We start from the raw sequence: 8,548 nt of genomic DNA, 5'->3' as shown, positions 1-8,548 counted from the left end.
CTGCCGAGCGCCGCGCACGCCAGGCCGACGAGCCCCACCCGCTTCGGCCCGAACCGGTCGGCCAGGCCGCCTGCCGGCAGCACGAGCACCACGGCCACCACGGTGCACACCGTGACGAGCCAGCTCCCCGTGCTTGCGCCGATACCCAGGTCGGCCGTGATCTGGCCGAGCGATGCCGACACCTTGAAGAGGTTCATGACGATGACGATGCCCGCCGCGATGGCCAGCACGCCCATCAACGCCGAGCCGCCGCGCGCGCCCCTGCGCGCCGCTCCCCTGTCCGAAACGCCCACGAGTCCCCCGACCCTCCTGCTTCGTCCCGCCTGTCGGCCCCTGCCGGCTCCTGGCCCTTGCGCTGCACGCCCACCGGACCGGTTCGGGCCGTATCCGCCCGCGCGCCCCGAAAACAAAAAGGCCAGAAGCGCGATGCTTCTGGCCTGTGCGTATCTTGGCTCCCCGGGTAGGATTCGAACCTACAACCCTCCGGTTAACAGCCGGATGCTCTGCCGTTGAGCTACCGAGGAATGAGCCTTGGCGCTTCCTGTCTCGGTCGCGCGCAAGTGAAGATTATACCGGAACGCAGCCTTTGCGCAAGACCGAATTTTCGCAAATTCGCTTGCCCTCGAAATCAGCGGCAGATTCGGTGCCTGCAAGGCTCGACGCAACGGGGCTGCTTTGCAGACGCAGCATGCAGATCCGGCGCCGCACCTGCACCGCCCCCTGCTGGGCTCGTTTCTTCATCCACGACGTCTTCCCAGTTGGGAGCCTCATACCAACGGGATTACCGCCGAAAACGCTCGGGTTGGAATAATGAAAACGTCCCCCTCATCATCTGTGGGGGACGCCGCTACGCGAATCCTCCTTATTCTGGCCTCGTTCGGAATCGGCCCGCCCGCCGCGCGCGCAAGCCGCAGCAGGCGGGCCGGAGACGACCCTGATGCGAGACGAGAACCGACGAGGGAAGCAACGAGAAGGAGGAACGTATGGCCGATTCAGCCCAGGCACCCGTGCAGGAGCACTGGAGCGAGACCAACGGGAAGAAGTACCGCCGCGGCTCGCGCCTGCCGAAGAAGACCGACACGCGCCCGCCCGTGCCCGCCGCCGAGACGCCGAAGGTGCCTTGGACGTGGGAGGAGGACGGCATGACCGTGATCCGCGGCACCGCGCGCAGCGCGCCGGGATGCCACAACGTGTGCGGCATCCTGTCCTACGTGAAGGACGGCAAGCTGGTGAAGGTGGAGGGCGACCCGGAGGACCCCTACAACCAGGGGCGCCTGTGCAGCCGCTGCCTCTGCATCCCGAACTACGTGTACCATGAGGACCGCCTGGTCAAGCCCATGAAGCGCGACCGCGCCGACCGCGGCAAGGACAAGTTCGTGGAATGCTCGTGGGACGAGGCCTACGACATCATCGTGCGCGAGTTCAAGCGCGTCGTGGACACTTACGGCGCCGACAAGATAGCCATGTGCCAGGGCACGGGCCGCGACATCCATCAGGTGACACGCCTGAACGCCTGCGTGGGCAGCCCGAACGAGGGCGTGCCCTACTTCGCCGGCAACTCGTGCTACCTGCCCCGCATCGCGTCGATGGCCTGCATGCTGGGCGGCGCCTGCGTCATGGACTGCTCGCAGTTCCTCCCCCAGCGCTACGACGACCCGCGCTACACGGTGCCCAAGTACTGCATCGTGTGGGGCCACCAGCCCTTCTACAGCAACGCCGACGGCTTCTACGGCCACTGGATCACCGACCTCATGAAGCGCGGCATGAAGGTGGCCGTGATTGACCCGCAGCTCACGTGGCTCGCGGCCCGCGCCGGCGAGGACTGGCTACGCGTGCGCCCCGGCGGCGACGGCGCGCTGGCCATGGCCATGCTGAAGGTCGTCTGCGACGAGAAGCTCTACGACCAGGAGTTCTGCGACAAGTGGGTCTACGGCCTGGAAGCCGTGTGCGAGCGCGTGGCCGAGATGGACCTGGACGATCTGTGCGAGAAGTCATGGGTTGCCAAGGAGGACGTGCAGCGCGTCGCCCGCACCTACGCCGCGTCGAAGCCCGCCGCCATCCAGTGGGGCGTGGCGCTGGACCAGCAGACGGGCGGCCAGCAGGCCGCGCACGCCATCACGGCCCTGTGGTGCATCACCGGCAACCTCGACGTGCCCGGCGGCAACGTCATGGGCGACGCGTGCTGGGGCATCGAGCAGCCGAACTGGACCGGCACCTGGGGCTGGGACGAGCTCATGACCGAGGAGGAGCAGTCCAAGCGCATCGGCGTGGAGCGCTACCCCATGTTCGCCGTGGGCTTCAAGAACCTGTCCTCCAACGCCACCATCGAGGCGTGGCAGCGCGGCGAGGTGCCCATCCGCGCGGCCTACATCGTGACGAACAACTTCCTGGCCACCATGGGCGCGCAGGCGGAGCAGCAGCTGGAATGGTACAAGCAGATCGACTTCATCGTGGTGTCCGACCTGTTCATGACCCCCACCATGATGGCGCTAGCCGACGTGGTGCTGCCGGCGGCCACCTACGAGGAGCGCGACGGCTTCGGCGGGCTGAACGCCTACCGCATCAGCTGCATAAACAAGGCCATCGAGCCCGTGGGCGACTCCAAGCCCGACAACACCATCTTCCTGGAGCTGGGCAAGCGCCTGACGGCGGCCATCAAGCCCGAGAACCAGGACATCGCCTGGCCCTGGGACGACGTGCAGGAGATGTGGGACTACGCGCTGGAGGACGGCGGCTTCACGTGGGACGAGCTGCGCGAGTCCACGTGGAAGTACCCCGAGTTCAAGTACCGCAAGTACGAGACGGGCGACCTGCGCCCCGACGGCCAGCCGGGCTTCCGCACCGAGACGGGCCGCGCGGAGATCTACTCCATGGTGTTCCACCACACCTCGTGGTCGGGCCTCGACCCGCTGCCGAGCTACGTGGAGCCGGTGGAGAGCCCCTACAGCGCGCCCGAGGATGTGGAGGAGTACCCCTACATCGTCACGTCCGGCGCCCGCGTGCCGCACTTCTTCCACTCCGAGCAGCGCCAAATCGCGAAGCTGCGCGCCCTGCACCCCGACCCGCTCGTGTACCTGCATCCCGACACCGCGGCCGCCAACGGCATCGAGGAGGGCGACTGGGTGTGGCTGGAGAACAAGCACGGCAAGTGCAAGTACAAGGCCGCCTTCAACGACACCTACGACCCGCGCGTTTTGCAGGCCGAGCACGGCTGGTGGTTCCCCGAGCGCAAAGACGCGGCCGAGGAGAACGTGGAGAACGAGCAGGAGGGCCTGTTCGGCGTGTTGGAGTCCAACATCAACAACCTCGTGCCCTTCGACGCCGGCGTGTCGGGCTTCGGCTCGAACTACAAGGCCATGATGTGCAAGATCCGCAAGGCCGACTAGCAGCCGCGCGACGGAAAGGAAGATAGACATGGGATACCTTGGAATTTTGGTCGACGTGGACTACTGCACCGGCTGCGAGGCGTGCGTGCTGGCCTGCCAGCAGGAGCACGGCTACACCGAGCGCGAGTTCGGCCTGAAGATCACGAAGCTGGGCCCGCTGCACATCGACGAAGCCAAGAAGGACTACCAGTACGACTTCATCCCCCAGTTCACCAAGTGGTGCGATTTGTGCGAAGAGCGCGTGGGCAAGGGCAAGCAGCCCACCTGCGTGCAGCACTGCCAGGCCCAGTGCCTGGACTGGGGCCGTGTGGAGGACCTCGCGAAGAAGGTCGACCGCGAGAAGCAGATGATCGTCGCCGTCAAGCAGGCGTAGATCAGCCGGGCCGCGGGCGCCGCGCCGACGCGGGGCGCCCGCGGGAAAGGGAAACCAGGAAGGAGGACGGACATGGCCCAGAGATTCGAGGACGACTTCGGCGGGAGGATCGCCGAGAAGCTGATGAACGTCGACGTTCACCTGACGCGCGACTTCAGCCGCTCGGTCACCGAGCTCGAGCGCGAGCAGGGCCGCATCGACTGGAAAGACCGCTGCGGCGCCAACATGAAGAAGATCGCGGAGCGCGAAGTCACGCCGATCTACCGGTAAACCCAGGCGGGCTGCCCGTCCCGCGTCCCGCGGCCCGGCCGGGCGACGCGGGACGGGCGCCCGTCGACCAGAAGGAGAGAACATGGCTGACAACAAGGTCATCGACATCAACATGCACTTCCTGCCCACCGACCTGTTCACGAACGAGGAGGTGCTCAACGGCTTTCTGTACTCCGCGCCCATCACCATGGGGCTCAAGGCCTACCGCGGCAAGACGCCCGACGGCGCCAAGGACCAGATCGTGCTGGCCACCGAGGACGGCAAGGACATCCTGAACTACGTGGAGGGCGACTACACGCTGGAGACGAAGCTGCGCGCCATGGACGAGGTGGGCGTTGACATCGCGCTTCTGCGCATGCCGGTGTGGCAGGAATGGCTGCCGCTCGACATGTGCAGGATCGTGAACGACCAGGCCGCCGAGATGTGCCGCCAGTCGGAGGGGCGTCTGTACGCCAATGCCGTGCTGCCGCCGTGGGGCCGCAAGGAGGACATCTACGAGCTGGAGCGCTGCCTGGGCGAGCTGGGCATGGTGGGTGTGCAGTTCGCCTGCTGCTACGGCGACAAGTTCCTCGACGACGAGCTGTTCAAGCCCTACCTCAAAGTGCTCAACGACAAGAAGGTGCCCTGCGCCATCCACCACACGCCCGGCCAGAACGCGTTCGGCAACTTCGCCGACTACACGCCGCTGCGCCGCGAGCTCGGCCGCATCCACGTGCAGGCCACCGCGGTGGGCCGCGAGGTGTACTCCGGCATGTTCGACGAGTTCCCCGACCTCAAGTTCATCCACACGATGTTCGGCGGCAACTGGTTCGCGCTCAAGGACATTTTGGCACCGCACGTTTCGAAGCAGAAGAAGGAGGCCATGAACCGCCTGGCCACCAACGTCGACCGCGAGGCGTACGACCGCTATCTCGCCAACAACATCTACTTCGACATGACGCACCCCATGAGCTGGAGCAAGGACCAGCTGGAGCTCGCCGTGAAGACGTGCGGCGCCGACCACCTGCTGCTGGGCTCGTCGTTCCCGGTGTTCTACGAGTGGATGGCCCGCTCGGTGGGATCGGTGAAGGCGCTCGACGTTTCGCAGGAGGAGAAGGACCTCATGCTGGGCGGCAACGCGGCGAAGCTGTTCAACCTGTAGGGAACCGCGGCGTCGCCGGAGTTTCCGACGACGCCGACTAAGCGGGAAGGGCGTGCGCCCTTCCCGGCACAATCCGTCAACGCCTTGCAAGGAGGCGTCCGATGAAAGAGGGGAAACTATGAGCAATCCTGCTGCTGCCACAGCCAACGGCGCACCCGCGGCCAAGCCCGTGGAGAAGACGCCATCCTACGCGTGGCCGTGCCTCATCGTGTCGCTCTTGGCGGCCGTGGGCATCGTGTTCGCGTGGATGTGGCTTCCGGGCATCACGTTCCCGGTGTTCAAGAACTGGCTGGCCGAGAACAACGCGTTCTTCGCAAATCCAGCCAACTTCGGCCTGCTGTCCAACGTCATGGGTCTCGTGCCCATCGGCGCGCTGATCATGGCGCTGCCCACCACCATTCTCGTGCGCAAGTTCGGCGCGAAGGCCACCACGATCATCGGCGTGGGCTGCGCGGTCGTCGGCAGCGCCATCAGCGCGGCGTTCGTGGGCAGCAACTTCTACGTGTTCCTGGCCGGCCGCTTCATTCTGGGCCTGGGTCTGTCCACCACCGTCGTGTCCGGTCCCACCTGCGTTTCCATGTGGTTCCCGGACGCTACGCGCGGACGCGCCATGGCCATTTGGTCGTGCTGGGCGCCCGTGGGAATCTTCCTGTCGAACTTCGTGAACGACGGCGTGTACCATCTGGTGGGCTCCAATATGGCGAACCTCCAGTGGGTATGGGTCGCCGTGGCCGCCGTGTTCGGCATCCTGTTCGCCGTCGTGTTCCGCGACCCGCGCGAGAACGAGCGCTCCCAGGTGTCGCCCGAGCGCAAGCCGCTCAAGGCCGTGCTCAAGTTCTTCAAGAGCCGCCAACTGTGGTGCCTCATTATCATGTTCGCCATCTTCAACTACATGAACTACGCGTTCAGCCAGTACCTCAAGACGTGGCTGCAGACGCCCGAAGCGCTCGGCGGCTTCGGCTGGGATGCCACGACCGCCGGCCTTTGGGGCGGCCTGATCGTCGCCTGCGGAGCGCTGGCCCCGCTTGGCGGCCTCATCCTCGACAAAACGCCGAAATCCAAGAAGTACCTGTGCGTCGTCGTGGGCATCCTGGGACTCACCATCTGCTCTGCGTTGGCCTTCCACGCCGAGTTCTTCATCCCGTACGTCATCTTCTTCTGCATCGGCAACATGATGCTCAATGCCTGCTGCCGCCCGCTCGTGCCCACGTTCGTGTTCAAGGGCGGCGCTACCGCCGTCGCGTTCGGCCTGTCGTTCCTGACGCTCGGCCAGTACGCCGGCCAGATCGTAACGAGCTACGCGCTCGCGCCCTTCAACGAGGGCCTCACCGCGGCCTCCAACGTGGCCATCAACGCCAAGCAGGCCGTGCTCGCCTCCGGCGGCACCCCGGCCGACTTCGGCCCGGCCATTGGCCAGGCCGTGCAGGAGGCCATGGCGCAGGGCATCCATGTGGATCCGATGCTCGCCTTCTGGGCACTCGTCCCCATCGGCGTCGTGGGCTGCCTGCTCGCGTTCGGCGTGAAACCGTCCAAGAAGCAGGCCGCCGGCGCCCCCGCCGCCAAGCCTGCCGAAGGCGAGGCGGCTGCGCAACACTAAGGCTGCCCGCATCCCTCGTCGACGCGCTCCGGTCGAAGCCGGGGCGCGTCCGGGCCGCCTTGCAGCGCCGAGGCGCGGCAGGCGGCCCTTTCCGTCAAAGCCTGTATCCCTGCCTCGCAGGGAGAAGGGATCGACCATGAGCGTAACGATCAAGCAACCTCGTAATGCGGCGGGAAGCGCCGCCGCATCCCCGCAGGCATCATCCTGGCAGCCCTCCCCCTCAGCCAGCTCGTCGCCCGGCGACGAGACAGCCCGCAACCGGCAGCGCAAGGGCTGGATCGTGCTCTTCGCCACGCTGTTCTGCGGCATCATCGTCATCATGAACCAGTTCAAGGTGCCCACGTTCATGGGCGCCCTCATGCACGACTTCGGCACCGACCCCGGCACCACCGGCTGGCTCATGTCGGTCATCGCCGTGGCCGGCATTATCACCGCGTTCCCCTCGGCGTTCCTGCTCAACCGCTTCGGGCCCAAGCGCGTGGGCCTCGCAGGCCTGGCCTTCATGGTGGCCGGCTGCGCCGTGGGCGCGCTCTCCTCCTCGTTCGCCCAGCTCATCGTCGGCCGCGTGCTCGAGGGCATCGGAGTTGCCATGATGGGCGTGGTGGCCACCACCGTCATCTCCATGTACTTCCCCCGCGAGAAGGCGGGGCTGCCCATGGGCATCTGGAACCTGTGGTACGTCGTGGGCTCCACGCTCGCCTACAACATCGGCGTGCCGGTGTCGCTCGCCCTCACGGGCGACCCGTCGAACTGGCACGCATGGTGGTGGTTCTCCGATGCGCTCGCGCTTGTGGCGTTCGTGGTGTTCGCGCTGTTCGTGAGCGTGCCGCACGCCGGGCGCGGCGTGGCCGCCAAGCGCGAGCGCGCCACGGGCGAGAAGCAGCATCGCCCCGCCGCCATTTTGCTGGAGGGCTTCAAGGTGAAGCGCATGTGGCTCTTCGGCCTGGGCTTCTGCTTCCTCATGTTCACCTCGCTCTCGGTGCTCACCTGGGTGCCCACCTACGTGCAGGGCGTGGAGCTGGAGCGCCTGCTGGCCGGCGGCATGGACCTGGCCGCCGCGCAGGCGCAGGCCGGCGTGTCCGGCGGGTCCATGGCCTCGCTCGGCTTCGCGGCCTCCATCCCCATGGCGCTCGTGACGGCGTTTTTGCTGGGGAGGTTCCAGACGCTCAAGGCGCGCAACGTCATGGTGATCATCGCCGGGTTCTGCGCGTTCTTCTACGTGGGAGCATTCCTCGTGCCCTACGAGTACCTTCCCGCCTACCTGGTCCTGCTGGGCCTGGAGAGCGGCTGGACGAGCGGGGTGGTGTGGTCGATGGTGCCCGTGACCATGCCCAAGCGCGTCACGATGCCGGTGGGCATGGCCATCATCATCTTCTTCCAGGGCATCTCGAACCTTCTGTGCACGCCGGTGGTGGGCTACATCATAGGCGAGGCCCAGGTGTGGGCGAACGTGGCGCCGCTGTGCGCGGGAACCGCGGCCGTGGGCACGGTCCTGTGGATCGTGTACGTGCTCACGAAGCCGCCGGTGTTCGAGGAGGACGAGAATGCCGCACAGGATGCGGAGCACCTGGGAGAGCCGGAGCCCGACGGGCACCCGGCTGCCGCGTAGGCCGCCGAGAGGCGCGAGCCGTACTTTGAGGAGCGCCCCTGCCGCGTTCGGCCAGCGTAGGGTCGCCTGGAGGCCATCGATTGCAGCCGAGCAAGACGGGAGAAGAAAGGGCCATGGACGGGAAAAGGGAAAGCAACCAGCCGGTAGAACGGCCCGATGCCGTCACGGGAGC

The 8,548-nt window shown here is 66.5% G+C and carries 7 protein-coding genes and 1 tRNA gene; 6 read left to right on the top strand and 2 right to left on the bottom strand.

The genetic code is table 11. The features are described from left to right. Positions 1 to 293 (bottom strand): MFS transporter (locus GPA_RS11305; RefSeq protein ID WP_041239531.1); only part of this gene is annotated, 293 nt, incomplete at its 3' end. A 156-nt stretch (positions 294 to 449) separates the two neighbouring features. Next, positions 450 to 524, bottom strand: a tRNA-Asn gene (locus tag GPA_RS11300). A 459-nt stretch (positions 525 to 983) separates the two neighbouring features. Between GPA_RS11300 and GPA_RS11295 the strand changes: the two genes are divergently transcribed. From GPA_RS11295 to GPA_RS11270, 6 genes are all read left to right on the top strand, one after another. Next, entirely contained in the window at positions 984 to 3,386 is a 2,403-nt protein-coding gene (locus GPA_RS11295; RefSeq protein ID WP_015539934.1) for a molybdopterin-containing oxidoreductase family protein, read from the top strand. Positions 3,387 to 3,414: 28 nt separating this feature from the next. Beyond that, positions 3,415 to 3,759 (top strand): hypothetical protein, encoded by a 345-nt coding sequence (locus GPA_RS11290; RefSeq protein WP_041239530.1) that lies wholly within the window; start codon positions 3,415 to 3,417, stop codon positions 3,757 to 3,759. 72 nt (positions 3,760 to 3,831) lie between these two features. Then, positions 3,832 to 4,029, top strand: coding sequence for a hypothetical protein (locus GPA_RS11285; protein ID WP_015539933.1), 198 nt, complete (start codon positions 3,832 to 3,834; stop codon positions 4,027 to 4,029). 82 nt (positions 4,030 to 4,111) lie between these two features. Continuing rightward, positions 4,112 to 5,170, top strand: coding sequence for an amidohydrolase family protein (locus GPA_RS11280; protein WP_015539932.1), 1,059 nt, complete (start codon positions 4,112 to 4,114; stop codon positions 5,168 to 5,170). Between the two features lie 118 nt (positions 5,171 to 5,288). Continuing rightward, a complete protein-coding gene (locus GPA_RS11275) occupies positions 5,289 to 6,767 on the top strand; it encodes an MFS transporter (protein ID WP_015539931.1) in 1,479 nt (492 codons plus the stop codon). A 136-nt stretch (positions 6,768 to 6,903) separates the two neighbouring features. Beyond that, entirely contained in the window at positions 6,904 to 8,376 is a 1,473-nt protein-coding gene (locus tag GPA_RS11270) for an MFS transporter (RefSeq protein WP_083809090.1), read from the top strand. Positions 8,377 to 8,548 lie beyond the last annotated feature (172 nt).

The organism is Gordonibacter pamelaeae 7-10-1-b, from assembly GCF_000210055.1.
GTDB classification, from domain to species: Bacteria; Actinomycetota; Coriobacteriia; order Coriobacteriales; family Eggerthellaceae; genus Gordonibacter; species Gordonibacter pamelaeae.
This window is presented reverse-complemented; position numbering and strand designations above follow the sequence as displayed.

What these genes read in the sequence shown, in the direction of transcription:
- GPA_RS11295 (WP_015539934.1), top strand. Translation starts at nt 984, where the DNA reads ATGGCCGATTCAGCCCAGGCACCCGTGCAGGAGCACTGGAGCGAGACC.
- GPA_RS11290 (WP_041239530.1), top strand. Translation starts at nt 3,415, where the DNA reads ATGGGATACCTTGGAATTTTGGTCGACGTGGACTACTGCACCGGCTGC.
- GPA_RS11285 (WP_015539933.1), top strand. Translation starts at nt 3,832, where the DNA reads ATGGCCCAGAGATTCGAGGACGACTTCGGCGGGAGGATCGCCGAGAAG.
- GPA_RS11280 (WP_015539932.1), top strand. Translation starts at nt 4,112, where the DNA reads ATGGCTGACAACAAGGTCATCGACATCAACATGCACTTCCTGCCCACC.
- GPA_RS11275 (WP_015539931.1), top strand. Translation starts at nt 5,289, where the DNA reads ATGAGCAATCCTGCTGCTGCCACAGCCAACGGCGCACCCGCGGCCAAG.
- GPA_RS11270 (WP_083809090.1), top strand. Translation starts at nt 6,904, where the DNA reads ATGAGCGTAACGATCAAGCAACCTCGTAATGCGGCGGGAAGCGCCGCC.